Below are 25,079 nucleotides of genomic sequence, written 5' to 3'. Positions count from 1 at the left end.
TCGCGGCGCTTTTTCTTTGGCGGGCCGGCGGCGCGCCTCGCACGGCGCGCGCCAGCCGTTTGCCCGGGCGCAGCACGGCGATATCCGGCCGCCGGTATCATAGGGCTCCCTCTTTTCCCGATGGCCCCGCAGGAGAACACGTCGTGCATGCCGGTGAGCGTTTCAACAGCATTTCCCATCTCGTCGGCGCGGTGCTGTCGGTGGCCGGCCTCGTCGCGCTCGTGACGATGGGCGCGCTCGAAGGCGACCCGTACAAGGTGGTGAGCTTCAGCGTGTACGGCGCGATGCTGATCCTGCTCTACGCGATCTCGACCGCGTATCACAGCGTGCGCAACCCGCGCCTGAAGGCGATCCTGCAGAAATGCGACCATTCGGCGATCTACCTGCTGATCGCCGGCAGCTACACGCCGTTCACGCTGGTCACGCTGCGCGGCCCGTGGGGCTGGTCGCTGTTCGGCGTGAGCTGGGGGCTCGCCGTGTTCGGCATCGTGCAGGAGCTGACGCTCGGGCGCCGCACGCGCCTGCTGTCGATGATCCTGTACGTGCTGATGGGCTGGCTCGCGCTCGTCGCCGTGCGTCCGCTGATCCATGCGCTGCCGCCGATCGGCACCGCATGGCTCGTGGCCGGCGGCGTGATCTACAGCGCGGGGATCTACTTCTTCATCAACGACGAACGCATTCGCCACGGCCACGGCATCTGGCACCTTTTCGTGCTGGCCGGCAGCCTGTGCCAGTTCGTCAGTGTCGCGATGTATGTCGCGTGAGCGGCGCGGGGCGTCGAGCGGGTGACGCCGCGTGCGTGGCGCGTCGGCCAGAGTAGGCGCTACCGACGCGCGGCGCCGCGCAGCGCGCTGAACCCGACCCATCCCCAGTACACGCGATGATGCGCGATCACCCCGTCGCGCAGATCCATCACTTCGACGAGATCCACCTGATCGCCGTCCGGCGTTGCGCGCGGGTATTCCCAGACGAGCTGGCGACCGTTCGAGAAGAACAGCCCGCTTCGGTACCAGCGCCCGAGCGGGTTGTCCGGATTGCGCAGGCCGGCCGCGAAGAATGCGCCGATCGCGGCCTTGCCGTGCAGCACGCCGGAGCCGTGCGCGGGCAGCGTGGCGACGACGAGCGGGGTTTCGAGCACCGCGTCGTCGGCATACAGCGACATCAGCGCGTCGAGGTCGCGGGCGACGACGGCGGCGTGCCAGTCTTCATGGATGCGCCGGGCGTCGGCATCGGTGTCTGCGGGTGTCATGGCGGATTTCCGGAAGTCGATCACGGAAACCACTGTACGGGCGTACCGTCGCGAGACGTTTCACGTCGCCCCGAAACGTGGATGCCCCGCCGCGGCGAACGCGGTCGGACGTCGGCCCTCAGCCGGCCAGCGCGTCGAGATTGAGCGCATACGACTTGCCGATCCACACCGCGCAATCGCGATGGTCGCGCAGTTCGTCGTGCGTATTCGGATGCAGGAAGATGTCGAGCGCGCCGTGGTTCAGCACGAGCCACGGCACGATGTCGTCGAATCGGGCGGCGTCGAACGCGATCTGGTACGACCAGGCCGGATGCGGGCCGACGAGGCGTTCGTGAAAGCGGCCGAGTTCGATGACCGCGCCGAACCGCGCGTCGACGACCTGGCGAAACGCCCAGGCCGCGTCGCGGCTCGCCGCATCGAAATAGACGTGCGCGTGCCAGCTGTCGATGGCGGTAATGTCGAGGGCAGCCATGGAGGGACTCGATTAAAAAGGGAAATGCGTGAGATGCCGTGCGAAACGACCGATGCGTGATTATCGCGCGTCCTCGCCGCTTGCGTCGTGTCTCGATCCGGCAAGTCGATGCGGATGATTTGTCCTGCATCAGGAGAATCGGCCGATCCGCTGAAATCGTTTCGGCGCGATCCGCGTGCGCGATATCACGCCGGAGCCTTGCGGGCAGGCGCGCTGGCCGGCATCGCACCGGCAACACGTCATTTCGAAAATTGAAAGAGCGGCGTGAGCGCCCCACCGGATCGTCGCTAAAAATCCGATCAGGTCATTGAATGAAATAAAGAAATTCCATGCCGGCGGGATTCGCGAATGACGCGGTGCGCACGCCGAATGCCGCACCTGAAAATAACAATTGCGGATTCGGCTATTCAAGCGGGATGCGGGCCGACATACGATGATTTCAACGCATCGATGATGGATCGATGCGGAGACAACCATCTGGAGGCCACTATGCGATCCCTCGTTCCCGTTGCTGTTCTTTCCTGCGCACTGGTTGCGCTGCCTGCCGTCGGTTTTGCGCAGTCGATCGGCGCTGGCGATACCCCGCATGCCGCGCCGTTGACCTGGTCGGCGGCGCGTGCCGAGACCGATGTGCAGTTGATGCAGATGACGCGCGCGGGCTATCGCGCGACGACGGCCGGCAACCAGAACTATCCGCTCGCGATGCAGCGCGCCCTTGCGCGCGTGAACAACCCGATGCCCGACCGGTGGCGCGACGAGAAGGCCGCGATGGAAGCGCGGGCGGCCCGCGACGCGCAGACCGGCCATCCGGTGAAGGCGTTCTTCGTGAAAACCGCGTACTACCTGAAGGGCGAGAACACGTTTTGATGCAGGAGACGATCATGGCATGCCCCAACCGATTGTCCGGCGTGTGGCGTGCGTCGGCGATACGCAGGCTGCCGGAAGTGGGCTCGATGCGACGGCGCGCCGATGTGCACGGCATGCGACGCCGGGCGAACGCCCTGCGCGACGCGGGCCGCGGCGCCGTCGTGTGCCGTGGCGCGTGGCCGGGATCGGCGAAGGGCGACGTGTCCGCGAGCGGGGGCGAATCATGAAGGCTGCCCGAAAAGGTCGTCGCCATCCGCCATTGACGCGCGAATGGCTGCTGCCGCTGCCGCCCGCGCATGCCCGCGACATCTCGCTGAAATGCCATATGGCGCTGGTCGCGCTGCGCGGCGAGCACGGGAGCGAAACGCTGCTGATGCGGCTGCGCACGAGCGTGTATCTGGTGTTCCTCGCGCTCGACGATGCGGTCTCTCCCGATGCGACCATCGACCTGTGCGTCGACGCGGAGCGCGTGCTGGACGCGAGCGTGGCGCGCGCCGCGCAAAGCGGGGCATGGACGCTGCACGACGACGAATGCGCGGTACTCGAACGCGTGCTCGCCGCGAACGACGCGTGCGTCGCGACGCTCACGCGGCATCGGCTGGCTGAGCTGTGGCGTCATGTCTGCACGTTCGCCTCTGCCGAACAGCCGGGGCTCGTCGCGCAGGCCGCGGCGAAGATGCGGGAGCCGGCCGTTCTGCATTGAGTGGCTGCCCACGGGCCGTGTTTCATACGCGTCCGATTCCATCGCGCGGCCGCGCGCCGTCTAATGCCATGACTGGAACCCGGCGTGTCCGGACGACGATCCATCCTCGCGTTTGCGACGAGCATGCGTGTCGGCGCGAACGCATTCGTTTCGGTCAGGAGGAGCGATGGCGCTATACAGGAGCGGCGGCTACTTCACGTGCGGAAGTGGCCGCGCATTCAGCGAGAATCTGCCGCCGGGCAGCAAGGTGACGGTGGCGGGCATCTATCGATGCACCGTATGCGGCGACGAAATCGGCATTGCGAAAGCGCAGACGTTGCCGTCTGAGGAAGCGCATCCGCACGATCTCGATCCGCCGTCCGACCCGCTGCTCGATCCGGGCCCGACCGCCTGGCAGCTGATCGCCGCGGCGGAGTCGCGCAGCTAGGCAACCGACGCTGGGCCTCGCACGCAGGGCGCAAGCGCTGCGCGTCACACGGCGTCCGTCAAAACAAAAAGCGCCACGGAGCGAATGAACTCCGTGGCGCTTTTTCGATTCCAGCCGCTGCGAAGGCGCGAACCTTCTCGCGGCGCAACGCGCGACTTAAGCGGCCGTTGCCGACTTCGCCGGCTTCTGCAGCTTGCCCTTGCCGGCGCGCTGGATTTCCTCGAGCTTGATCTCGACGTGGCGCGAGAACACGTACTCGGCCGGACGCTGCTTCGCGATCGAGATGTCCGGTGCGAACGGGCCGTCGGTCTTGATGCCCTTGCGGCTCACACGCAGCGCCTTCAGCGGGTTCGAGATCGTGTCCATCACGGCCGTCGCCTCGAAGCCGCAGTGGACCATGCAGTCCGCGCACTTCTCGTAGTTGCCGACGCCGTAGTTGTCCCACTCCGTCGTTTCCATCAGTTCCTTGAAGGTCTTCACGTAACCTTCGCCGACCAGGTAGCACGGCTTCTGCCAGCCGAACACCGTACGCGCCGGGTTGCCCCACGGCGTGCACTTGTACGTCTGGTTGCCGGCCAGGAAGTCGAGGAACAGCGACGACTGGCTGAACGACCAGCGCTTGCCGCCTTCGCCGCGCTTCAGGATTTCGCGGAACAGGTTCTTCGTCTTGTCGCGGTTCAGGAAGTGCTGCTGATCCGGCGCGCGCTCGTACGCGTAGCCCGGCGACACGGTGATGCCGTCGACGCCGATCGGGCCCAGCGTGTCGAAGAACTTCGCGACGCGCTCGGGGATCGCATCGTTGAACAGCGTGCAGTTGATGTTCACGCGGAAGCCGCGGCGCTTCGCTTCCTTGATCGCCGCGACCGCCTTGTCGTACACGCCTTCCTGCGACACGGAATGGTCGTGCATGTCCTTGTCGCCGTCGAGGTGGACCGACCAGACGAAATACGGGCTCGGCTGGTAGTCGTCCATCTTCTTTTCCATCAAGAGCGCGTTCGTGCACAGGTACACGAACTTCTTGCGCTTCATGATGCCCTTGACGATTTCCGGCATTTCCTTGTGGAGCAGCGGCTCGCCGCCGGCGATCGACACGACGGGCGCGCCGCACTCGTCGACGGCCTGCAGGCATTCCTCGACGGACAGGCGCTGGTTCAGGATCGGATCCGGATAATCGATCTTGCCGCAGCCGTTGCACGCGAGGTTGCAGCGGAACAGCGGCTCGAGCATCAGCGCGAGCGGATAGCGTTTGTTGCCGGACAGGTGCTGGCGCACGATGTAGGCGCCGACACGGACTTGCTGGAGCAGCGGAATAGACAAGGGATGTCCTCCTTAAACTTCGCGGGCGACAGCTTGCGTGAGCTTCGCCGGCAACTTGAATTCGACTTTTTCTTCACGGCCCGCCATCGTCGCGACATCGACGGGCCCCAGCGCGCGCAGCGCGCTGATTACATCCTCGACCATTTCTTCGGGCGCCGACGCGCCGGCGGTCAGGCCGACCGTCTGCACGCCCGCGAACCATTCGGCCTTCACTTCCGAGCCGTCGGCGACGAGATAGCTCGGCACACCGCTTTCGGTGCCGATCTCGCGCAGGCGGTTCGAGTTCGAGCTGTTCGTCGCACCGACGACGAGCAGCACGTCAACCTGTTCGCTCAGCTCGCGCACGGCGGCTTGGCGATTCTGCGTGGCATAGCAGATGTCGCGCGTGTCCGGGCCGACGAGGTCGGTGAACCGGCGCTGCAGCGCTTCGATGATGCCGCGCGTGTCGTCGACCGACAGCGTGGTCTGCGTGATGTACGCGACCGGCGTATCGACGGGCAGCGTCAGCGTATCGACTTCGGCTTCGCTCTGCACGAGGATCACCTCGGCCGGAATCTGGCCGATCGTGCCCTCGACTTCCGGGTGGCCCGCATGGCCGATCAGGATCAGCCGGCGGCCCGCCGCGACGTACTGGCGCCCCTGCACGTGCACTTTCGTGACGAGCGGGCAGGTTGCGTCGAGCACGTCGAGCCCGCGCGTCTGCGCGTCGCGCTCGACCGTCTGGGCGACACCGTGCGCGCTGAAGATCGCGACAGCGCCGTGCGGCACCTCGTCGAGCTCCTCAACGAATCGTGCCCCTTTATTACGCAGATTTTCGACGACATGCCGGTTATGCACGATCTCGTGACGCACATAGACCGGCGCACCGTGCTGTTGCAGCGCGCGATCGACGATCTCGATCGCACGGACAACCCCCGCACAAAAGCCGCGGGGCTGGGCAAGGATGACTCGCATAGGTGAGCGAACTCCGACGACAGACGCCGGGGTTCGAGGAGCTGGCACTCGCTCGCTCGCCCCGGCTTGATGTTATGAAGGCAGGAACGAACCGGCCGGCCAGGCCCCGGAACCCCGAATTAATCGCGCATTTTAACCCTATCGGGCCGTCCGTGCTTTGGTGCTGTGTCGGCACCGTTGCAATTGCGGGAGAGCCGCGTCGGCGCTGGCGGGCGCGGAACCCAGTAAACTACGCGGTTTCGCGGGCGGCCGCTCCGGCTGCCCGGCGTCGCGCTCATTTCAAGGCCATTCGATGACCGTCGATTCTTACGCGTATTGCCCTTCCGCCCGTGCGGTTTCGGGCGTTTTGTTCCCGACCCCTATTAATTCCTACCCGGCCGGCGGGCGGCAGGAGGCAGGCCGATGATGCTGGCGCTTGCTTTCCTGGTGTCCGGCCTGTCGCTGGTGATCTGGATCGTGCTGCTCGTCGCGCGCGGCGGCTTCTGGCGCGCGCAGCCCGCGCGGCCGCTGCCGCCCGAGGCTCGCGGCGAGGCGGCCGAGGCGGGCTGGCCGGCCGTCGTGGCCGTGGTGCCGGCGCGCAACGAAGCCGACGTGATCGCTCGCGCGGCGACTTCGCTGCTCGAGCAGGACTATCCGGGCGAATTCCATCTGATCATCGTCGACGACCACAGCGACGACGGCACCGCCGACGCGGCCCGCGCGGCCGCGCTCGCGATCAACCGCGCCGACCGGCTGACGGTGCTGACCGCGAAGCCGCTGCCGGCCGGTTGGTCGGGCAAGGTGTGGGCGCAGTCGCAGGGGATCGCGGCCGTGCAGACGCTCGGCCTGCCGGCCGACTACCTGCTGCTGACGGATGCCGACATCGGCCATCCGCCCGACGCCGTCGCGCAACTCGTCACGCGCGCGCAGGCCGAGCGTCGCGATCTCGTGTCGCTGATGGTGCGGCTGCGCTGCGACTCGTTCTGGGAAAAGGCGTTGATTCCGGCGTTCGTGTTCTTCTTCGCGAAGCTGTACCCGTTCTCGTGGATCAACAACCCGCGCAACCGGACGGCCGGTGCGGCCGGCGGCTGCATGCTCGTGAAGCGCACGGCGCTGGAAGAAGCGGGCGGCATCGAATCGATTCGCGGCGCGCTGATCGACGACTGCAGCCTCGCCGCGCAGATCAAGCACCGCGGCAGCGGCCGCCATCCGATCCGGCTCGATCTCGCCGATCGCAGCGTGTCGCTGCGCCCGTACGACAGCTGGCGCGACATCTGGAACATGATCGCGCGCACCGCGTTCACGCAGCTGCACTATTCGCCGCTGCTGCTGGCCGGCACGCTGCTCGGGATGACGATCATCTATCTGGTGCCGCCCGTCGTCGCGCTCGCCTACGGCGCGCGTGCATGGCCGGCCTGGCTCGCGTGGGCGTCGATGTGCGCCGCGTATGCGCCGATGCTGCGCTACTACCGGCGCTCGCCGCTGTGGGCGCCCGCGCTGCCGCTCGTCGCGCTGTTCTATGTGGGTGCGACGTTCGCGTCCGCGTGGCGTTACTGGCGCGGCAAGGGCGGCCAGTGGAAGGCGCGCGTGCAGGCGCCGGTGGATCGCTGAACGGGGCCGGGAGGCATGCCTCCCGGCAGCCGGACAGCAAACAGCCCGATCGGTGCGAACCGGTCGGGCTGTTTTATTTTCTGCCGTGTCGTATACCGATGCCGGCGCTTACCGCTGGGTCAGCATCATGTACATCTGGACCACGACATCCGGCGAGAACGTGAACGGCACCCAGCCGTAGCCCGTGTGGCGGGCGACCAGCAGACGGTCGCCGTTCGACTGCTTCTGCACGGCCATCATCGGGTTCTTCGTCGTCACGAAACGCCAGCCGGCCGGAATGCCGGGCGGCGGCTCCGGCTGCATCGACGCGCGTGCGTGCGCGAGTTCCTCGATCAACTGGCCCAGTTGCTCCGGATGCAGCGTGATCGATTCGCCGTTGATGGTCAGCGTGAGTTCGTTCTGGGACGGGCGCGCGACGTGCAGCGTCGCCTTGTCGGCCGGCGCGGCAACGGTGTCGCTGTCGGTTTCGGTTTCACCCGCGGCGCCGGCTTGCGCCGCCGGGACGATCGCGGTTTCGGCGTCGGCGCCTGAAGTCGGCACTTCGGCTGCTTCGGCCGCAACCGGCGCGACTGCGTGCACGGCCGGCTCCGCTGCCGGCTCGACGGCTTCGGCCGTCACCGCCGTGGCGGCCACCGCGTTCGTCGCGGCTTCCTTGACGACGGCCTCGACCAGCGCCTCGGCGTCGGCGATGGCCTTCGCGTGGTGCTGCGCGGCGGCTTCGGCCTGGGCGATCGCTTCGGTGTGGCGCTGCGTGAGGGCTTCGGCTTCGGCGGTCGCTTCGGCGTGGCGTTGCGCGGCGGCTTCGGCCTGGGCGATCGCTTCGGCGTGACGCTGCGTGATGGCTTCCGCCTCCGCGGTGGCTTCGTCGTGACGCCGGGCGGCGGCCTGCGTGTCGGCGAGCGCCTGCGTGTGACGCTGGGCGAGCGCCTCGGCCTCGGCAATCGCGGCCATGTGGCGCTGCGCGGCTGCTTCGGCTTCGGCGGTCGCTTCCGCATGGCGCTTCGCGGCGGCTTCCGCTTCGGCGGTCGCCGCGGCATGACGTTGCGCGGCCGCTTCGGCTTCGGTCGCGGCGGCGTGATGACGCTGCGCGGCGGCCTCGGCTTCGGCGATCGCCGCCGCGTGACGCTGCGACGCGGCTTCGGCATCCGCGTGACGTTGCGCGAGCGCTTCGGTCAGCGCGGTGGCTTCCGCATGGCGCTGCGAAGCGGCTTCGGCTTGCGCGGCGGCATCCGTATGACGTTGGGCGGCCGCTTCGGCGGCGGCGGTGGCATCGGCGTGGCGCCGCTGCGCGGCTTCGGCATCGGCGGCAGCGGCCGTGTGGCGCTGCGCGGCGGCCTGCGCGTCGGCTTCCGCCGCGGCGTGGCGCTCGGCCGCGGCCCGGGCTTCCGCTGCCGCGGCGCGCGCGAAGGCTTCCGCGCTGCGTGCCGCCTGCTGCGCGGCGTGGTGATCGTGGAGGAGCTGATCGACGCCCGTGGCGAGCGAAGCGATCTGATCGTTCAGGTTCATGCGTGTCTTCTCTGCGTAAGACCCGCGATTTTAACCGCTGCGCCGATGCCGGTCCGCGCGCGACGTGTAACAAAGTGCGCAAAGCGGCGCGAGGTGCGCCGCTTTGTGTTACTTGAGGTAGCCCGCCGAGCCGAACCAGTCCAGCGCATCGCGCAGCCCTTCGCGATACGGACGCGCACGGTAGCCGAGCTCGCGCTCGGCCTTCGCCGACGTGAAATACATCTTGTTCTTCGACATCCGCAGCCCGTCGACGGTGACGAACGGCTCCTTCTTCGTGAACTTCGCGACCGCTTCGGCACCGACCGCGAGCGGGTACAGCGGCCAGCGCGGCAGCGCGATCGTCGGCGCCTTGCGGCCCGTCATCTGCGCGATGTCCGCGAGCATCTGCTGCAGCGGCAGGTTCTCGCCGCCGAGGATGTAGCGCTCGCCGATCCGGCCGCGCTCGAGGGCGAGGAAGTGGCCGTGCGCGACGTCGTCGACGTGCACGAGGTTCAGCCCCGTATCGACGAACGCGGGAATCTTGCCGAGCGCGGCCTCGACGATGATGCGGCCGGTCGGCGTCGGCTTCACGTCGCGCGGGCCGATCGGCGTCGACGGATTGACGATCACGGCCGGCAGCCCTTCGTCGGCGATCATCCGTTCGACCGCGCGCTCCGCGAGCACCTTGCTGCGCTTGTAGACGCCGATCGCCTGCTCGGCCGTGAGCGGCCGGTTCTCGTCGGACGGATCGCCGGCGCTCGTCACCTTCAGCGTCGCGACGCTGCTGGTGTAGACGATCCGCTCGACGCCTGCCGCGCGGGCCGCGCGCATCGTCGCGACCGCGCCTTCGAGGTTCGCGCGCTCGATCTCGTCGGGGTCGGGCGCCCACAGCCGGTAGTCGGCCGCCACGTGCAGCAGGTAGCGCACGCCGCGCAGCGCGGCGCGCATCGACGCCTCGTCGCGCATGTCGCCGGTGACGATCTCGGCGTCGAGATCCGCGACGTTCGTGCGCGGGCTGGTCGGGCGCACCAGCACGCGCACCGCATAGCCTTTCTGCTGCGCGATGCGCGCGACGGCCGAGCCGACGAAACCGGACGCGCCGGTGACGAGAACGAGATCGCGGGAGGTATCAGTCATGCGTTTCCTTCAGGGCCGCGCGGGCGGCGCGGCGGTTGGGCATCGGCGAGATTGTACGTGGTCGGCGTGCGCGGCGACGCCCCGCCGGCGCGTGTGCGAAGCGGCCGACGCGACTACAATGCCGGGCTTGAATGCAACGGGAGGGCGACGCAATGAGCCGCAATGAGCTGGACGAACGGATCGAGACCTACTACGTGCGGGTGCGCGGCGTCGTGCAGGGCGTCGGCTTTCGTCATGCGACGGTGCGCGAGGCGCATGCGCTGAAGCTGCGCGGCTGGGTCGCGAATCTCGAGGACGGCACCGTCGAGGCGATGATCCAGGGCCCCGGCGCGCAGATCGACCGGATGCTCGCGTGGCTTCGCCACGGGCCGCCCGCCGCGCGCGTGACCGAGGTGACGTTCGAGGAACGCCGGACCGAGAAGCGCTTCGAACGCTTCCAGCAGCAGTAAGAGGCGCACAACGATCATGACGGGGTATCCGGAGGCGGGGCGCGGCCTCATGCTGTCGGTGATGGCGTCGACGCTGTTCGCGCTGATGTCGGCTTACGCGAAACTGCTCGCGCCGCTCACGGGCCTCGACATCTTCGCGTGGCGCGTCGTGTGGACCGCGCCGGGCGCGCTCGCGCTGATCGCGCTGCGCGGCCGCTGGCCGGCGCTCGTCGGGCTGGCGCGGCGCAGCGCGCGCGACTGGCGCCTGCTGATCGCGCTGCCGGTGAGCGCGGCGCTGCTCGGCGTGCAGCTGTGGCTGTTCCTGTGGGCGCCGCTGCACGGCCGCATGCTCGAAGTGTCGCTCGGCTATTTCCTGCTGCCGCTGACGATGGTGCTCGTCGGCCGCTTCTACTATCACGAGCGGCTCGACCCGCTGCAATGGGCGGCGGTCGCCTGTGCGGCGCTCGGCGTCGCGCACGAGGTGTGGGCGACGCGCGCGTTCGCATGGCCGACGCTGGTCGTCGCGCTCGGCTATCCGCCGTATTTCGTGCTGCGCCGGCGCATCAACGCCGATTCGCTGGCCGCGTTCGCGATCGAGATCGCGCTGCTGTGCCCGATCGCGCTCGCGATGGTCGCGACGAGCACCACGCGCGTCGCCGGCCATCCGCTGCTGTGGGCCGTACTGCTGCCGGGGCTCGGCATCCTCAGCACGCTCGCGCTGGCGAGCTACCTGAAGGCGAGCCGGATGCTGCCCATGGCGCTGTTCGGGATTCTCGGCTACGTCGAGCCCGTGCTGCTCGTCGTGGTGTCGCTGCTGCTGCTCGGTGAAACGCTGAGCGTCGCACAGCTCGCGACGTACGGGCCGATCTGGATCGCCGTCGCGCTCACCGCGTGGCACAGCGCGATGCTGATGCGGCGGCTGCCCGCGCGCGGCTAACCGCATCGTCGCGATGCGCCGGCCGCGCGGAACGCGCCGCGCAGCGCGCTTCATCCGAGCGTCGAACACCGCGCGTTGTGTCGCCGACTCCCGCCGAATCCCTCGATCCTGACCGCCAACTGGCGACGCGCTGACGCGAATCTGGCGACGCTGCCTGCTTCGCCGCGCAACGCTCGCGCTTGTAATCGAACAGAAGATTCGGTTGCACTTTGTTACTTAGGGTCTCCCCTGATCGGCTACTAGACTGGCCTGACCGACTTCCCTTCGTATGCAGCTTTTCCATGAACGGTCACCTCCGCGCCAAGCCGGCCGGGTTGGCGCGATGCGAGCATACGCGTATCGCCGCCGATCGCGCTCGCCTGCCTTTTCCCGATCCTTTCCACGGTGCGCGTCGCACCGCCGCCGCACAGGTGGGCTCATGTCGTTGAGCCCGCCGCCTTCCGTCACGGTCCAGCCGTCGCGCGGCGGCCGCCTGATCGAAATCGACTTCTTCCGCGGGCTCGTGCTGTTGATGATCGTCGTCGATCACATCGGCGCGAGCGTGCTGTCGCGCGTGACGCTGCACGCGTTCGCGCTGTGCGACGCGGCCGAGGTGTTCGTGTTCCTCGGCGGCTTCGCGACCGCGAGCGCATACGGCGCGATCGCCGAGCGGCACGGCGCGCGCGCCGCGCAGCGGCGTTTCGTGCGGCGCGCGATGCAGATCTACCGCGCGTTTCTCGCGACGTCGACGCTGATGCTCGTCGTGTCGGTGGTGCTCGATCACTACGGGATCGATGCGCCGAACCTCGCGCTCGACGACGTCAGCGTGATGCTCGCGTCGCCGCTCACGGGCGCCGCCGAGCTGCTGACGTTCCAGCGCCAGCCGTATCTGGCGTCGGTGCTGCCGATGTACGTGCTGTTCGCGCTCGCGTCGCCGGTGCTGGTGCCGTTCGCGCGGCGCCATCCGTGGCTGCTCGTCGCGCTCAGCGTCGCGTCGTGGCTCGCGGCGGGCTGGCTCGGCCCGGAACTGCTGGACACCGACGGTTTCCGCTGGAGCTTCAACCCGTTCGCGTGGCAACTGATGTTCGTCGCCGGCGTGCTCGCGCGCTGCCAGCCGTTCTACCGCCGCATCGCGCTCGGCCGCTGGGGCGCCGCGGCGACCGGGCTCGCATGCGCGATCGTGCTCGGCTGCGCGAGCTACAAGCTGTTCTCGGGGCTGCCGGTGCCGGAAGGCGTGCTCAAGCGCGATCTCGCGCTGCCGCGCGTCGTGAGCTTCGCGGCCGTCGCGTGGCTGATGGCCGATTGCGTGCGCTTCGGCTGGATCGCGCGGATCGCACAGGGCGTGCGGCCCGTCGTGGCGGTCGGCCAGCGCGGGCTGATCTGCTTCGTCGCGGGCGCGGCGATCTCGCTCGTGATCGATTCGCTGCTGCATCCGGCCGTGCGCAGCGCCGATCTGCGGCATGTCGGCGTGGGCCTCGTGGCCGACGCATGCGCGGTCGGGCTGATGATGGCGGTAGCCGGTTCGGGAACGTGGATCGCGCGATGGCGCGGCGCGGCGGCGTAGGCGCGCGACGGATGCGGGCGGCGCGGCAGGCGCCGCGCGGCGTCAGTGAGGTGACCCGATACGGGAGCGGGGCGTGGCGGATGCGTCGTCGGATTCGGCGTCTTCGCGTTCGTCCTGCGCCGGGTCGTCGCGCTCCGCGAGGACCGCATCGGCTTCGGCCGCGGCCCGGGCGGCGCGCATCGCGGTGCAGCGCTGCGCGTGCCGGATGTCCGACAGAATCCTCAAAAGCCGCGTCGTCTTGCTTTTCATCGTGTTCTCCCGCCAGTGCGCATCGCGCGAAGCGGATGCGTTGCCTGCAACCAGTGTAGGACGCGTTCGCGTGTCTGGCGGGAGAATGTGGCGTGCGAGCCGCACGCCGAGGGATAGTCCTTACTGCGCGGCGGTGGCGGCCTGCGCCTGCAGCGCTTCTTCGCGGCGCTCGTCGGTGCAGCGCTGATGCTGGCGCGACAGGCGGTTCATCAGCGGCAGCAGCAGCAGCGCGAGCAGCATGCCGATCGCGGCGAGCCAGCCGAGCTTCTCGAACAGCGACAGGTAGAGCGGCAGCGATTCGGTGGCCGGCAGTTCGTGCGACGGCATCTGCGCGAAGTTCGCGACGACGCTGCCCAGATACTGCGACACGCCCGTCGCGACGAAATACGCGCCCATCATGAAGCCGCTCATGCGCGCCGGCACGTAGCGGGCGATCATCGCGAGGCCGAGGCCGCTCACCAGCAGCTCGCCGAGCGAGTACAGGCCGTAGCCCCACACCATGAACCACGACGACACGCGGCCGTCGACCGCGTAGCGGCCGCTGATCGTGAACACCAGGTAGCCGGCGGCGACCGCGCCGAAACCGAGCGCGTACTTCGCCGCGACCGGCAGGTCGCGGCCGCCCTTCGCGACGGCGTTGTAGACCCACACGAGCACCGGGCTCAGCAGCATGATCCAGATCGGGTTCAGCGCCTGGAACTGCGCGGCGCTCCACGTGAACAGCGTCGTGCCGAACAGCATGAAGCGCGGATCGACGTTGCGCAGCGCGAACAGCGTCAGCGACGTCGACATCTGCACGTAGAAGATGAAGAACAGGATCACCTGGCCGATCAGCACGAGCGCCGCGATCAGGCCCGCGCGCTCCGAGCGCTCCGACTTCGCGATCATGTACGCGAAGATCGCGAGGATCGCGAATGCCGCCGTCCACACGCTCGCGACCGCGAGCTGCTTGTGCTGCAGCACGTACAGCGTGATCAGCGCGAGCCCGACGCCGCCGGCCGCGACCGCGCCGAGGCGCTTCCAGCGGATCGGCTCGTCGTCCGGCTGCGAGCCGACGTGCGCGAGCGTGCGGTGCATCAGCATGAAGTTGAGGATCGCGAGCAGCATGCCGCCGCAGCAGACCGCGAACGCGGTGTGCCAGCCCCAGTGATCCTTGATCCACGGCGTCGCGAGCATCGACACCGTCGAGCCGATGTTGACCGCCATGTAGTAGATCGTGAACGCGCTGTCGATGCGCGCGTCGTCGCCTTCGTAGATGCGGCGCACGAGGTTCGCCGCGTTGGCCTTGAACAGGCCGTTGCCGACGACGATCACGCCGAGCGACGCATACATGTACGTCAGGTGATCGTTCGGCACCGCGAGCATCAGGTAGCCGGCGCACAGCACCGACGCGCCGATGATCATCGTGCGGCGGGCGCCGAGCACCTTGTCGCCGATCCAGCCGCCGATCGACGGCGCGGCGTAGACGAGTGCGGTGAACGCACCCCAGGTCAGGTTCGCGTGGCTGTCGGTGAAGCCGAGCCGGTCGACCATGAAGAGGACCAGGAGCGCGGCCATGCCGTAGTAGCCGAAGCGCTCCCACATTTCGATGAGGAAGACCGTCGTAAACGATCGGGTTTGGGAAACAGGTGAATGCATCATCAATCTCGTTGAAACGGACGGCACGGATCACGCGTCGTCTTGGGTCGAACTGGCGCCGGTGCACAATCGGCCGGATAGGCTTGTGCAGGCGATGGAACAGTCGGGCGGTTAGCCCGGGCCGGGGTCGGACACCGCCTGATGGGGCGGGGAAGGTCCCCGACCGGCGCGCGCATGGTAGCGGGTGCCGGTCCGGTGCGACAGGTGGGCGCTACCTAGGGAAACTCCCGATGTGGCAGCAGCTTTCAGCAACATTCGTCTCATCATCTAGTTGTAAGCATTGGCGCAGGTCCTCCGAAGATTCCCGGAGAGCCGCTTGCAGCTTGCCTGTGAAGCCGGCGAGTCTGGCAAGATAGCGCGTCGTTTCGTTCGCTTCGTGCCCTGTTTAGTGCACCAGGCTCAACACCGAAGACGTGTACGAACCCGAAGATTAAGCTATCTCTAATTAACTTAGTTACTTTCCATCAAACATTTTTTGACGATCACTTTTCGGCCTGCTATGGTTCCCCCCACTGAAAACTCGCGATCGGCAGACGCTGTCGCACTCGGCAGCAAGATTCGCGCGTTGCGCCAACGTCTGAAGCGCACGCTCGACGACACCGCTACCGCCGCGGGGATTTCGAAGCCGTTTCTGTCTCAAGTCGAGCGCGGGCTCGCGTCGCCGTCACTGACGTCGCTGGCCGGTATCGCCCACGCGCTCGGTGTGACGGTGCAGTACTTCGTGGATACGCCGAGTGAAGAACGCTCGGTCTGCCGAGGCGATCAGTTGCGCTTCTTCGGGTTCGCCGATTCGACGAACCTGTTCGCGAGGCTGACGAACGTGTCCGAAGGGCGCCAGCTGGAGGCGATCCTCGTGAGGATGCCGCCGGGGCAGAAACGGTCCGAGGTGACGACACATGCAGGAGAGGAGTTCCTGTACGTGATTGAAGGGGAAGTGTCGCTGACGCTGGAAGGCAAGACGTTCGTCCTGCAGGCCGGTGACAGTTCGCACTATCAGTCGACGGTCCCGCACAGCTGGGTCAACACCGCGAAGATCGAGTCGGTGGTGGTCTGGGTCGGGACACCGAGGCTGTTCTAACGCACAGGTATTCCTTCGTTTCTTCGACGGGATGCCTGTCGAAAGAAATGTAAGGAATACTAACATGCAATACGAGAACCACGGGCCTCCTCAATCGCTGCACCCGTCAGCGTCTCACGCGTAAGCCGCGGCATCCGCCGCGCGACGCTCACCGAACACACCTTCTCAAGACTGCCACGATGAAATCCTTGCATGCCATGTCGGCCGTGCTGGCCGCGCTCGCCCTGACGACGCCCGTCGCCCACGCCGTGACCGTTCCGTCCAACGTCACGCTCGCTCCGCAACAGGACCTGACGCGACAGGTGCCCGCCGAAGTCGAGTCGCTCGACCCCGCGCACATCGAATCGTGGACCGGCAACACGATCGGCCTCGACCTGTTCGAAGGGCTCGCGCGCATCGATGCGGCCGGCCAGGTCGTGCCGGGCGTCGCGCTGTCGTGGGAACGCAAGACGCCGCAGACGTGGATCTTCAAGCTTCGCCACGACGCGAAGTGGAGCAACGGCCAGCCGGTGACGGCCGCCGATTTCGTCTATTCGTGGCAGCGCCTCGTCGATCCGAAGACGGGCTCGAAATACACGATCCTCGTCGAGTTCATCAAGAACTCGAAGGACATCATCGCGGGCAAGGCCGCGCCGTCGACGCTCGGCGTGCGCGCCGTCGATCCGTACACGCTCGAGGTGACGACCGACGTGCCCGTCGCGTTCTTCCCCGAACTGACCGCGATGGCGCCGCTCGCGCCGGTGAACAAGGACGTGGTCGCGAAGTTCGGCGACGCATGGACGCGCCCGGGCAACATCGTCAGCAACGGCGCGTACCAGCTCGTCGACTGGCAGCCGAACAACCGCATCGTGGCGACGAAGGACGCGAAGTACTGGAACGCGTCGAAGGTCGTGATCAACAAGGTCACGTACCTGCCGATCGAAAGCGACGAAACCGCGATGCGCATGTACCAGGCCGGCCAGATCGACTACAGCTACTCGATCCCGTCGGGCATCTTCCAGCAGGTCAGCAAGCAGTTCGGCGCCGAACTGCGCCCGGGCCTGCAGCTCGCGACCTACTACTACTACCTGAACAACAGCGACGCGGCGCTGAAGGACAAGCGCGTGCGCCAGGCGCTGTCGATGGTGATCGATCGCGACGTGCTGACGTCGAAGCTCACGCAGGCCGGCGAGAAGCCGATGTACGGGTTGATGCCGAACGGCACGAAGGGCGTGCAGCCGTTCACGCCGGAATGGGCGTCGTGGCCGATGGCCAAGCGCATCGCGACCGCGAAGGACCTGCTGAAGCAGGCTGGCTACTCGGACGCGAAGCCGCTGTCGTTCACGCTCACGTACAACACCAACGACCTGCACAAGAAGGTCGCGCTGTTCACCGCATCGGAATGGCGCACCAAGCTCGGCATCACCACGAAGCTCGAGAACGTCGAGTTCAAGGTGCTGATGAAGCAGCGGCATGACGGCAAGGTGCAGATCGCGCGCGACGGCTGGTTCGCCGACTACAACGACGCGATGACCTTCTTCGACCTGATCCGCTGCGGCAGCTCGCAGAACACCGTCGGCTACTGCAACAAGCAGATGGACGCGCTCGTCGACGAAGGCAACCAGAAGCTCGACGACCAGGCGCGCACCGCGCTGCTCACGCAGGCGCACGACATGGCGATGAAGGACACGCCGATGGTGCCGCTGTTCCAGTATTCGGCCGATCGTCTCGTGAAGCCCTACGTGGGCGGCTATTCGCTGAAGAACGTGATCGACATGCGTGCTTCGCAGGACCTGTACCTGATCAAGCACTGAGCGGAGCGATCATGCTGGCCTATGCATTGAGGCGCACGTTGTGGGCGGTGCCGACGATCCTCGCGGTCATCACCGTCTGCTACCTGCTGCTGCATTTCACGCCCGGCGGCCCGTTCGATACGGAGAAGCAGCTGTCCGCCGCGACGCTCGCGAACCTGAACGCGAAATACCACCTCGACGAGCCGCTGTGGAAGCAGTACCTGCTGTATCTCGGCTCGCTGCTGCACGGCGATCTCGGCCCGTCGTTCCGTTACGTCGACTGGTCGGTGAACGATCTCGTGAAGAAGGCGCTGCCGGTGAGCCTCGGCGTGGGCGGCGTATCGATCCCGGTCTCGATCGTGCTCGGCGTGCTGCTCGGCACCGTCGCGGCCGTGCGCCGCGACAGCGTGATCGACCGCTTCGTGATGCTGATCGGCAACTTCGGCAACGTCGTGCCGCCGTTCGTGCTCGGGCCGGTGCTCGTGTGGATCTTCGCGATCCTGCTGAAGACGTCGGCCGGCAACGGCTGGCTGCCGGCCGGTGGCTGGGGCGACGGCGGCTGGCAATACCGGCTGCTGCCGATCGTGCTGCTGACCTTCATCAACGTGTCGCTGCTCGCGCGCGTGATGCGCGGCTCGATGATCGAGACGCTGTCGAGCAACTACATCCGCACCGCGCGGGCGAAGGGCCTGCCGGGCTCGACGATCGTGCTGCGTCATGCGCTGAAGCCCGCGCTGATGCCGGTCGTGTCGCTGTTCGGCACGGTCTGCATCACGTCGATCACGGCGGCCGTCGTCACCGAATCGGTGTTCGCGCTGCCGGGCCTCGGGCAGCTCGTCGTGAACGGCGCGATCAACCGCGACTACACGCTGGTGCTCGGCCTCGTCGTGCTGACGACCGTCTGCGCGGTGCTGTTCAACCTGCTGGTCGACCTCGCGTACGCGTGGCTCGATCCGCGCATCCGTTATTGAGCGAGGCACAGCGATGACTCCGACCACTCCCGTCGTCGGCCTGCCCGTGCAGACCGATTCGCCGCCGCGTTCGCGCTCGCCGCTCGAGCTGGCGTTCGCGCGCTTCCTTCACAACCGCGCGGCCGTGTTCAGCCTCGTGCTGCTCGCGCTGATCACGCTCGCGTGCTTCGTCGGCCCGTGGCTGCTCGCGGCCGATCCCGCCGCGAGCGACTGGGGCGCGATCAGCCTGCCGCCGACCTGGGCGAACCAGCACTGGTTCGGCACCGACGAGCTCGGCCGCGACCTGCTCGTGCGCACGCTGATCGGCGGCCGCGTCTCGATCGAGGTCGGCCTGCTCGGCACGCTCGTGTCGGGCCTGTTCGGCGTCGCGTGGGGCGCGACCGCGGGCTTCGCGGGCGGCCGCGTCGACTCCGTGATGATGCGCGTCGTCGACATGATGTACGCGATCCCGTACCTGCTGATCGCGATCCTGATGATGACCCTGTTCGGCCGCTCGTTCATGCTGGTCGTGCTGACCATCAGCGCGTTCTCGTGGATCGACATGGCGCGCGTCGTGCGCGGCCAGACGCTGTCGCTGCGCAATCGCGAGTTCGTCGACGCGGCGCGCGCGATCGGCGTGTCGCCGGGGTCGATCGTGCTGCGCCACGTCGTGCCGAACCTGCTCGGCGTGGTCGTCGTGTACGCGACCGTCTCGGTGCCGAACATCGTGCTGACCGAATCGGTGCTGTCGTTCCTCGGCCTCGGCGTGCAGGAACCGATGACGAGCTGGGGCGTGCTGATCCAGGACGGCGCGCAGAAACTGGAATCGATGCCGTGGCTGCTGCTGGCCCCGGCCGTCATGCTGTGCGTGACGCTCTACTGCGTGAACTTCGTCGGCGACGGCCTGCGTGACGCGCTCGACCCGAAGGATCGCTGAAGATGGCAGCTCTATTGGAAGTGGAAAATCTCGGCGTGCGCTTCACGCGCAAGGATGCGCCGCCGATCGACGCCGTCAACGGCGTGTCGTTCTCGCTCGAAGCCGGCAAGACACTGGGCATCGTCGGCGAATCGGGCTCGGGCAAGAGCCAGACCGTGATGGCGCTGCTCGGCCTGCTGGCCGGCAACGGCACGACGACCGGCACCGCGCGCTACCGCGGCGACAACCTGCTCGACATGGATACGCGCGCATTGAACGCGGTGCGCGGCGACCGCATCGCGATGATCTTCCAGGATCCGATGACGTCGCTCAATCCGTTCCTGACGATCGAGCGGCAGATGACCGAGACGCTGCAGCTGCATCGCAGGCTGTCGCGCAAGGAAGCCACGAAGCGCGCGATCGACGCACTCGAATCGGTGCGCATTCCCGACGCGGCGCGCCGCATCCGCATGTATCCGCACGAGTTCTCGGGCGGCATGCGGCAGCGCGTGATGATCGCGATGGCGCTGCTGTCCGAGCCGGAAATCCTGATCGCCGACGAGCCGACCACCGCGCTCGACGTGACCGTGCAGGCGCAGATCATCGACCTGCTGCGCGAGCTGAACCGCGAGCGCGGCACCGCGATCGTGCTGATCACGCACGACATGGGCGTGGTCGCCGGCCTCGCGGACGACGTGATGGTCATGTACGCGGGCCGCACCGTCGAATACGCGCCGGCCGACTCGATTTTCGCGGCGCCGTCGCATCCGTACACGATCGGCCTGCTCAACGCGCTGCCGCGGCTGACCGATGCGGACGATGCGCCGCTCGTCGCGATTCCCGGCAACCCGCCGATGCCCGGCACCGCGCCGGCCGGCTGCGCGTTCGCGAAGCGTTGCACGTATGCGGAAGAACGCTGCGGCGCCGCGCGCCCGGCGCTCGAAACCTATGGCGCCGCGGGCGCGGTGCGCGCGTGCCACCGCCCGGTGGCCGATCTGACGGGAGGTCTGCGATGAGCGTCGATGAACGCCGCCCAGCCGGCGCGACGGACGACACGCTGCTGTCCGTCGAGAACTTGAAGGTGCATTTCCGCGTGCCGCTCGGCGGCTATCCGTGGTCGCCGAAGGGCACGCTGCGCGCAGTCGACGGTGTGTCGTTCGACGTGAAGCGCGGCGAGACGGTCGGGCTCGTCGGCGAATCGGGCTGCGGGAAGTCGACGCTCGCACGCGCGCTGATCGGCCTCGTGCCGATGACGGCCGGCACCGTGAAATGGCGCGGCCAGGCCGTCGCGCCCGATCACCTGCGCGGCACCGCGATGCGGCGCGAAGTGCAGATGATCTTCCAGGATCCGCTCGCGTCGCTCGACCCGCGCATGACGATCGAGCAGGTCGTCGCGGAGCCGCTCGTCACGCATCACGCCGGCCTCGGCCGCACCGAAGTGCGCCGCCGCGTGATCACGATGCTCGAACGCGTCGGCCTGAACGCGCATCACCTGCTGCGTTATCCGCATGAATTTTCCGGCGGGCAGTGCCAGCGCGTCGGCATCGCGCGTGCGCTGATCGGCGAGCCGAAGCTCGTGATCTGCGACGAACCCGTATCGGCGCTCGACGTGTCGATCCAGGCGCAGATCGTGAACCTGCTGCGCGATCTTCAGCGTGAACTGTCGTTGTCCTATCTGTTCGTCGCGCACGACCTGGCGGTGGTGAAGGCCATCAGCCAGCGCGTGCTCGTGATGTATCTCGGCCGCGTGATGGAGTTCGGCACGCGGCAGGACGTGTACGGCGTGCCGCAACACCCGTACACGAAGGCGCTGCTCGATGCGGCGCCGACGCCGGAGCCGGCGCGCGAGCGTGCTCGCCGTCCGATGCTGCTGGCGGGCGAGATGCCCTCGCCGCTCAACCCGCCGTCCGGCTGCGCGTTCCGCACGCGCTGCCCGGTCGCGATCGACGCGTGCGCGCAGGACGTGCCGCTGCCGGAAGTACGGCACGGCTCGGCGGCGCGCGTCGCGTGCATCCGCGCGGGCGCGGCGTGATGTGAAGTGACGCAGCAAACATAACCAAGGCAGGTCAACAGGGGTAGGTGCGGCGCGAACGATCTTCGCGCCGCGGGTACAGGCGCGTCCTTAGCCGGGCTCGCCGGGGGGCTGGAAGCGGATCGCAACCGGCGTGGACGATATCAACACAAGACGAGAATGATGATGAAAAAGCAGAAGACGATCGGGACGGCATCGAAGATGCTGCTTGCATGGGGACTGCCGGCGCTCGCCGGCGTCTCGCTGACGGGTGTCGCGCACGCGGACGACGCGGTGCCGCTGACGGTCGCGCAGGCCGCACCGGCCGCCGGTACGGGCACGGCCGTTGCGCAGGCGCCGACCCAGAACGCCATTGTCAACGCCGAGGCGACCCAGGCCGTCACGCCGCCCGACGAGCCGTCGGCGCAGTCGAAATCGAAGGGCTTCATCGCCGACAGCCATCTCGACTTCCTGTTCCGCAACTATTCGGACATCCTCGACAACAAGGGCGGGCCGCACCGCCATGCGTGGGTCCAGGGCGTGATGGCGAACTTCGAGTCCGGCTATACGGCGGGCCTGATCGGCTTCGGCGTGGACGCGTCGCTGTACGCGGGCCTGAAACTCGACGGCGGCGCGGGCGCCGGCAACATGGTGCACGTGGCGAAGGGCGGCGGCGGGTCGAACCAGCTTGCATGGGCGTACCCGGGCATCTACGACGTGAAGGCGCGCATCTCGAACACGGTGGTCAAGTACGGTCTGCAGGCCGTCGACAACCCGTTCATGGAGCAGCACGACAACCGTGCGCTGCCGCCGACGTTCCTCGGCGCGACGATCGTCAGCAATGAATTCAAGAACGTGATGCTCGAGGCCGGCAGCTTCACGAAGACCGACGCGCGCGGTCATACGACGCTCACCAACCTGACGACGCAATACGGCGGCACGCGCGTCAATCGCCTGACCTACGTCGGCGGCACGTGGGACTACTCGCCGAACGGCGAAGTCGCGCTGTACGCGAACCAGGCCGACGACGTGTGGCACCAGTACTACGCGTCGGTGAAGCACAGCATCGGCAGCCCGCAGACGATCAAGTGGACCGGCTTCGGCAACGTCTACTCGACGCACGACACGGGCGATGCGCTGCAGGGCAAGATCAACAACAACGCGTACAGCCTGTCGGTGGCCGCGCAGCACGGCCCGCACGAGCTGCTGCTCGGCTTCCAGCAGGTGCTCGGCGACCAGTTCTTCGACTACCTGAACGAAACGAACGGCATCTTCCTGACCAACTCGATGGACGTCGACTACAACGCGCCGCACGAAAAGTCGCTGCAGCTGCGTTACACGTTCTACGGCAAGGAAGCGGGCCTGCCGGGCTTCAAGGCGATGGTGTGGGGCGTGACGGGCTGGGGCGCGGACGGCAGCGCGGGTGCGGCGAACGACCCGAGCAAGTCGAGCATCTACTGGAGCAACGGCGCGCCGGTGCAGGGCCGTCACCACGAGTTCGGCTTCATCCCGTCGTACACGTTCCAGAGCGGCAAGCTGAAGGACACGAAGGTCACGTTCATCGCGATGTGGCACAACGGCTCGTCCCACTACTCGGACGCGACCAACAAGGAATACCGTCTGGTCGTGAACCTGCCGCTGCACGCGTTCTGATGCGAAGGGGGCGCAACGCCCCCTGTCCGGACCCGGTGCGGCCGGCCCGCGATCGGTGCGATCAGGCCGGCTTGTGCCATCCCGCTACGGCATCGTTCGCGGCGGGTGTTTCTTCCACGAGCGACGTGAGCTGGCGGCCCGTGTCGCGCCATGCGTCGAGGCCGCCGCGCAGCGCGAGCGCATCGGTGAAGCCTGCATCGAGCAGGCGCTTCGCCATCAGCGCGGCCGTCACTTCGTTCGGGCACGAGCAATAGACGACGAACTTCTGCGTGAGCGGATAGCGCGCGACGATGTCGCCGATCTGGCGCTCGTCGGCGAACTGCGCACCGGGAATCGTGAACGGGTCGAGCTTGCGGTGCTCGGGCGAGCGGACGTCGAGCACCACCGGGGCGGCAGTGTCGCGCAGCAGCACGTCGAGCTCGTCGACGCCGATCCGCGCGTTCGCGAGTTGGCGGATCAGCGCGCGGCGGCGCATCCACCGCACGGCCGCATAGACGGCGAGCAGCGCGACGATCACCAGCAGCACCGCACGGCCGAGGCGGCTCGCGCCGGCGAACAGCCAGTCGATCTGCCGGTAGAACACGAGGCCGGCCATCAGCCCGACGATCGTCCACAGCGCGGCGCCGAGCGCGTCGTAGCCGGCGAACGTGCGGTAGCGCGTGCCGAGCGCACCGGCCATCGGCACCGACACCAGCGACAACCCCGGAATGAAGCGCGCGACCGCGAGCACGCGCACGCCGTAGCGGCCGAAGAAGCGCTCGGTCTTTTTCACGCAGGTATCGCGCGACAGCGACAGCCGGCAGATCGTCTTCAGCGTCGTGCCGCCGTAACGCCGCCCGGCGACGTACCAGACCGTGTCGCCGATCAGCGCGCCGAGCACGGACAGCGCCACGACCGTCACGAGTTGCGAGCCGATCATCGCCGGATGCATCGCGGACATCGCGCCGAACAGCACGAGCGTCGGCATCGCGGGCACCGGCAGGCCGATGGCCGCCGCGAGCACGTTGGCGAACACGAGAAGCGGCCCGTACTGGGCGACGAGGTCACGGAGCATGACGGCTGGCCGAAAAGGAAACGCGTGGGCAGGAAATGCAGATGGGCCGATTATCGGCCTTTTTCAAGGCAGCGGCGGGAATGACGGAAAGCGCCTGACGGCGGCAGGGGGATGTCGGTGAGCCGGCGCGTGGCACGCGGCTCACCGTCCGGAATCAGGAAGGCGTGCGGGCGAGCGAGGCGGCGCCATGGTTTTCGCCGGGCAACTCGGCGCCGTGCGAGCGGATCGCCGCGATCAGTTCGGCCGGCGTGATCTCGTAGCGGACCTCGCGATGGATGCCGGGCTTGCGTTCGTCGATCTCGATCAGCAGCACGCTCTTGCCGTCGCCGGTCGCTTCGAGCCGGAGCGAGCGCAGTTCGCGGCCGTCGGCCGGGTCGTGTTCGGTGAGCAGGGTCATTGCCCCGGATGAGCCGGTAGTGCGCATCGAACCTATCCTCGTATCGTGTCGTGGATGCCGGAGCGGCAAAGATGTCTTTGTTGAATACGGCTTGACGCAGTTTAACGCGAACGGGCCGCGACACGGAGCATTTTCGTGGGGGTGAAATGAGGGCTGCACCACCGATCCCTCTGATGTTTGAGCCGCGCCGGGCGGGCGTCTCAGCCGGATCGGGCACCGGGTGAAACCGGTGCCCGAGCGGCGTTCGCGGCT

Annotated in this window: 25 protein-coding genes; 15 read left to right on the top strand and 10 right to left on the bottom strand. The window is 67.6% G+C overall.

Annotation, left to right across the window (positions count from 1 at the left end):
* Positions 1-143 precede the first annotated feature (143 nt).
* Positions 144-764 (top strand): hemolysin III family protein, encoded by a 621-nt coding sequence (locus KU887_RS25515; RefSeq protein WP_006494332.1) that lies wholly within the window; start codon positions 144-146, stop codon positions 762-764.
* 59 nt (positions 765-823) lie between these two features.
* Here KU887_RS25515 and KU887_RS25510 read toward each other — a convergent pair whose 3' ends face one another.
* Together KU887_RS25510 and KU887_RS25505 are read right to left on the bottom strand one after the other, a co-directional pair.
* Positions 824-1,249 (bottom strand): nuclear transport factor 2 family protein, encoded by a 426-nt coding sequence (locus KU887_RS25510; protein WP_258255872.1) that lies wholly within the window; start codon positions 1,247-1,249, stop codon positions 824-826.
* Between the two features lie 118 nt (positions 1,250-1,367).
* On the bottom strand, positions 1,368-1,721 hold the full coding sequence (locus KU887_RS25505) for a DOPA 4,5-dioxygenase family protein (RefSeq protein ID WP_006494334.1): 354 nt from the start codon (positions 1,719-1,721) through the stop codon (positions 1,368-1,370).
* A gap of 489 nt (positions 1,722-2,210) precedes the next feature.
* Here KU887_RS25505 and KU887_RS25500 point away from each other — a divergent pair, with 489 nt between their 5' ends.
* The 3 genes from KU887_RS25500 to KU887_RS25490 all read left to right on the top strand — a co-directional run bounded on the left by KU887_RS25500 (position 2,211) and on the right by KU887_RS25490 (position 3,718).
* Complete coding sequence (locus KU887_RS25500) at positions 2,211-2,588, top strand: hypothetical protein (RefSeq protein ID WP_006485009.1); 378 nt, start codon at positions 2,211-2,213, stop codon at positions 2,586-2,588.
* 223 nt (positions 2,589-2,811) lie between these two features.
* Positions 2,812-3,291 (top strand): hypothetical protein, encoded by a 480-nt coding sequence (locus KU887_RS25495; RefSeq protein WP_006485040.1) that lies wholly within the window; start codon positions 2,812-2,814, stop codon positions 3,289-3,291.
* 166 nt (positions 3,292-3,457) lie between these two features.
* Positions 3,458-3,718: a hypothetical protein gene (locus KU887_RS25490; protein WP_006485063.1), complete on the top strand. Its 261-nt coding sequence runs from the start codon at positions 3,458-3,460 to the stop codon at positions 3,716-3,718.
* Between the two features lie 156 nt (positions 3,719-3,874).
* Here KU887_RS25490 and hpnH read toward each other — a convergent pair whose 3' ends face one another.
* Positions 3,875-5,035 carry an adenosyl-hopene transferase HpnH gene (hpnH, locus tag KU887_RS25485; RefSeq protein WP_006480287.1) on the bottom strand — a complete coding sequence of 387 codons (1,161 nt, stop codon included), beginning with the start codon at positions 5,033-5,035 and terminating at the stop codon, positions 3,875-3,877.
* 12 nt (positions 5,036-5,047) lie between these two features.
* Positions 5,048-5,989, bottom strand: coding sequence for a 4-hydroxy-3-methylbut-2-enyl diphosphate reductase (ispH, locus tag KU887_RS25480; RefSeq protein ID WP_006485062.1), 942 nt, complete (start codon positions 5,987-5,989; stop codon positions 5,048-5,050).
* A 402-nt stretch (positions 5,990-6,391) separates the two neighbouring features.
* On the opposite strand from ispH, the gene KU887_RS25475 reads away from it, so the two are divergent.
* Positions 6,392-7,579, top strand: coding sequence for a glycosyltransferase (locus tag KU887_RS25475; protein WP_006494339.1), 1,188 nt, complete (start codon positions 6,392-6,394; stop codon positions 7,577-7,579).
* Positions 7,580-7,687: 108 nt separating this feature from the next.
* Here the strand turns inward: KU887_RS25475 and KU887_RS25470 are convergent, their stop codons facing one another.
* Both KU887_RS25470 and hpnA read right to left on the bottom strand, forming a co-directional pair.
* A complete protein-coding gene (locus tag KU887_RS25470) occupies positions 7,688-9,085 on the bottom strand; it encodes a phage tail protein (protein WP_124634021.1) in 1,398 nt (465 codons plus the stop codon).
* 108 nt (positions 9,086-9,193) lie between these two features.
* Positions 9,194-10,201 (bottom strand): hopanoid-associated sugar epimerase, encoded by a 1,008-nt coding sequence (hpnA, locus tag KU887_RS25465; protein ID WP_006483842.1) that lies wholly within the window; start codon positions 10,199-10,201, stop codon positions 9,194-9,196.
* A gap of 152 nt (positions 10,202-10,353) precedes the next feature.
* On the opposite strand from hpnA, the gene KU887_RS25460 reads away from it, so the two are divergent.
* The 3 genes from KU887_RS25460 (at position 10,354) to KU887_RS25450 (ending at position 13,109) form a co-directional block, all read left to right on the top strand.
* On the top strand, positions 10,354-10,650 hold the full coding sequence (locus KU887_RS25460) for an acylphosphatase (protein ID WP_006480292.1): 297 nt from the start codon (positions 10,354-10,356) through the stop codon (positions 10,648-10,650).
* Between the two features lie 16 nt (positions 10,651-10,666).
* The gene (gene rarD, locus KU887_RS25455; RefSeq protein ID WP_043204482.1) at positions 10,667-11,566 is read left to right on the top strand and encodes an EamA family transporter RarD; all 900 of its coding nucleotides are present in this window, start codon (positions 10,667-10,669) and stop codon (positions 11,564-11,566) included.
* A 418-nt stretch (positions 11,567-11,984) separates the two neighbouring features.
* Positions 11,985-13,109, top strand: coding sequence for an OpgC domain-containing protein (locus KU887_RS25450; protein ID WP_006490174.1), 1,125 nt, complete (start codon positions 11,985-11,987; stop codon positions 13,107-13,109).
* 42 nt (positions 13,110-13,151) lie between these two features.
* Here the strand turns inward: KU887_RS25450 and KU887_RS25445 are convergent, their stop codons facing one another.
* Both KU887_RS25445 and KU887_RS25440 read right to left on the bottom strand, forming a co-directional pair.
* Positions 13,152-13,358, bottom strand: a complete 207-nt coding sequence (locus KU887_RS25445; RefSeq protein ID WP_006490170.1) for a hypothetical protein — start codon at positions 13,356-13,358, stop codon at positions 13,152-13,154.
* 120 nt (positions 13,359-13,478) lie between these two features.
* Positions 13,479-14,999 (bottom strand): peptide MFS transporter, encoded by a 1,521-nt coding sequence (locus tag KU887_RS25440; RefSeq protein WP_006490183.1) that lies wholly within the window; start codon positions 14,997-14,999, stop codon positions 13,479-13,481.
* A gap of 496 nt (positions 15,000-15,495) precedes the next feature.
* On the opposite strand from KU887_RS25440, the gene KU887_RS25435 reads away from it, so the two are divergent.
* The 7 genes from KU887_RS25435 to KU887_RS25405 all read left to right on the top strand — a co-directional run bounded on the left by KU887_RS25435 (position 15,496) and on the right by KU887_RS25405 (position 23,376).
* Entirely contained in the window at positions 15,496-16,074 is a 579-nt protein-coding gene (locus KU887_RS25435) for a cupin domain-containing protein (RefSeq protein WP_006490124.1), read from the top strand.
* A gap of 179 nt (positions 16,075-16,253) precedes the next feature.
* Positions 16,254-17,867, top strand: coding sequence for a peptide ABC transporter substrate-binding protein (locus tag KU887_RS25430; RefSeq protein ID WP_012493623.1), 1,614 nt, complete (start codon positions 16,254-16,256; stop codon positions 17,865-17,867).
* An 11-nt stretch (positions 17,868-17,878) separates the two neighbouring features.
* The gene (locus KU887_RS25425; protein ID WP_006490137.1) at positions 17,879-18,817 is read left to right on the top strand and encodes an ABC transporter permease subunit; all 939 of its coding nucleotides are present in this window, start codon (positions 17,879-17,881) and stop codon (positions 18,815-18,817) included.
* 13 nt (positions 18,818-18,830) lie between these two features.
* The gene (locus KU887_RS25420) at positions 18,831-19,733 is read left to right on the top strand and encodes an ABC transporter permease (RefSeq protein ID WP_006490122.1); all 903 of its coding nucleotides are present in this window, start codon (positions 18,831-18,833) and stop codon (positions 19,731-19,733) included.
* 2 nt (positions 19,734-19,735) lie between these two features.
* Positions 19,736-20,728 (top strand): ABC transporter ATP-binding protein, encoded by a 993-nt coding sequence (locus KU887_RS25415; protein ID WP_048988809.1) that lies wholly within the window; start codon positions 19,736-19,738, stop codon positions 20,726-20,728.
* Positions 20,725-21,744, top strand: coding sequence for an ABC transporter ATP-binding protein (locus KU887_RS25410; protein ID WP_034203162.1), 1,020 nt, complete (start codon positions 20,725-20,727; stop codon positions 21,742-21,744). Before KU887_RS25415 ends, KU887_RS25410 begins: the two co-directional genes overlap by 4 nt.
* Before the next feature lie 165 nt (positions 21,745-21,909).
* A complete protein-coding gene (locus KU887_RS25405) occupies positions 21,910-23,376 on the top strand; it encodes an OprD family porin (RefSeq protein ID WP_034178623.1) in 1,467 nt (488 codons plus the stop codon).
* 61 nt (positions 23,377-23,437) lie between these two features.
* On the opposite strand, the gene KU887_RS25400 is transcribed toward KU887_RS25405, so the two are convergent.
* Positions 23,438-24,430, bottom strand: coding sequence for a DedA family protein/thiosulfate sulfurtransferase GlpE (locus tag KU887_RS25400; RefSeq protein WP_006490157.1), 993 nt, complete (start codon positions 24,428-24,430; stop codon positions 23,438-23,440).
* A gap of 154 nt (positions 24,431-24,584) precedes the next feature.
* Complete coding sequence (locus KU887_RS25395; RefSeq protein ID WP_012493620.1) at positions 24,585-24,854, bottom strand: hypothetical protein; 270 nt, start codon at positions 24,852-24,854, stop codon at positions 24,585-24,587.
* Positions 24,855-25,079: the final 225 nt, after the last annotated feature.

Origin of the sequence: Burkholderia sp. EMB26, assembly GCF_024730645.1 — a bacterium.
Taxonomy (GTDB): Bacteria; Pseudomonadota; Gammaproteobacteria; order Burkholderiales; family Burkholderiaceae; genus Burkholderia; species Burkholderia cenocepacia.
The sequence above is the reverse complement of the archived record's forward strand: the minus strand, read 5'-3'. Positions and strand labels throughout refer to the sequence as shown.